Below are 1,597 nucleotides of genomic sequence, written 5' to 3'. Positions count from 1 at the left end.
CGCCCCGGCCCTGGTCGGCGGAGCCTACGCGCTGTTCGAGGCCGCCTGGGAAAGCGCCGCCGACCTCGCTGCCTTCCTCGGTTCGGGCCGGCCCGCAATCGACGCCCAGACCAGCAGAGTCCTGCGCGCCCTTGGCTCCGGTGTCACCGACGCCGCAGCCGCGCGGCAACTGGGCATGTCCCTGCGTACGTACCGCCGCAGGGTCGCGGAACTGCTCGTCGCCCTCAACGCGGGTTCGCGCTTCCAGGCGGGAGTGCGCGCGGGAGAGTTGGGCCTGACCCGCCCCGAGGATCTTCCGTAGCCCGACGCCGCGGCCAGCAGCGGTTCAGCGGTCTTCGGGATCAGCGCGGCCCGCGCCACCTGTGGGACACGATCGAGTCGAGTCTGCGCTCAGGGCCACACCAGGCAATAAGGCTGATGCCCCGCCTCATGCAACCGATGTGAGAAGTCCTGCCACTCATGCAGCAGTTGGTACACATTGAACGCGTCCCGAGGACCGCCCCGGTCCGGGACCGTCGACCAGATGAAGGCCGCCGCGCCCACCGACTCCTCGCCGATGCCCCGCAGGGGGTCGACGACGGTCATCGGGAGTTTGACCACCGCGTAGTCGGGGTGCAGGACGACCAGTTCCAGGGGCGGCACCTTGTGCAGGGGGACGCCCTCGATGCCCGTGAGGACCATCGCCGCCATGGTCTCCGGCTTGATCTTCGTGAACATGCCGTTCATGCCGAGCTCGTCGCCGCCGAGTTCCTCGGGACGCATCGAGATCGGGACGCGGGCCGCGGTCGCGCCGTCGGGCGCGCCGAAGTACTTGTACGTCACCCCCACCCGACCACCATTCCTGCTCCCCGTCCGAAGATCGTCCATCCGGCGTTCAGTACGGCGGTCGAGCCCGTCCGGTTCACTCGGCAGCCCCTGCGTCTGACGTGCTTCCTGCGTGTCCTCCGCTTCGCGCCGGTGCCTTCCCCGCCGGGCACGTCGAGGACCCAGGTCATCAGTCCCCTCGCCCAGTCCGCCACCGCGATGCATATCTCCACCCGACTGCTTTTCTAGGACGCGTCGCCCCCGCCGCGCAACCCGATCATCGTGTCAGTGACCTCCCCCGCGGTCGCTCGCCGAAACNNCCCAGTCTCGCAGACGACAGAGGTTCGGGGACCGGTTGCCGGGCACTGTCCTACCCTGAACAGGTCACTCACACCCGGATCCCGACGACGTCGGAGAAGGTCGGAGAAGTCGCAGGTCATGAGCGAACTGGCATATCCGTATGAAGCACCGGCCTCGCAGGCTCTGTTCGACCGTGCGGCGGCCGTCACACCCGGCGGCGTGAACTCGCCGGTGCGGGCCTTCCGCGCCGTCGGCGGCACACCGCGGTTCATGGTGTCCGGCAAGGGGCCGTATCTGACCGATGCCGACGGGCGGGAGTACGTCGACCTCGTGTGTTCCTGGGGGCCCATGATCCTCGGGCACTCGCACCCCGAGGTGATCGCCGCCGTGCAGGACGCCGTCGCCCGCGGTACGTCCTTCGGCACGCCCGGTGAGGGCGAGGTCGCGCTCGCCGAGGAGATGGTCGCGCGGATCGAGCCGCTGGAGCAGGTGC

At 69.5% G+C, this 1,597-nt stretch carries 2 protein-coding genes and 1 pseudogene; 2 read left to right on the top strand and 1 reads right to left on the bottom strand.

Going from position 1 to position 1,597, the window contains the following annotated elements; translation table 11 throughout:
- Positions 1–301: pseudogene (locus CCL05_RS41890) on the top strand (DNA-binding response regulator); the annotation flags it as partial.
- An 89-nt stretch (positions 302–390) separates the two neighbouring features.
- Here the strand turns inward: CCL05_RS41890 and CCL05_RS41885 are convergent.
- The gene (locus CCL05_RS41885) at positions 391–1,029 is read right to left on the bottom strand and encodes a hypothetical protein (RefSeq protein WP_208641738.1); all 639 of its coding nucleotides are present in this window, start codon (positions 1,027–1,029) and stop codon (positions 391–393) included.
- A gap of 213 nt (positions 1,030–1,242) precedes the next feature.
- Between CCL05_RS41885 and CCL05_RS46840 the strand changes: the two genes are divergently transcribed.
- The coding region (locus CCL05_RS46840; protein WP_425275991.1) for an aminotransferase class III-fold pyridoxal phosphate-dependent enzyme at positions 1,243–1,597 on the top strand (355 nt) is incomplete at its 3' end.

The organism is Streptomyces africanus (assembly GCF_002150735.1).
In the GTDB taxonomy this organism is placed as follows: domain Bacteria; phylum Actinomycetota; class Actinomycetes; order Streptomycetales; family Streptomycetaceae; genus Streptomyces; species Streptomyces africanus.
This window is presented reverse-complemented; position numbering and strand designations above follow the sequence as displayed.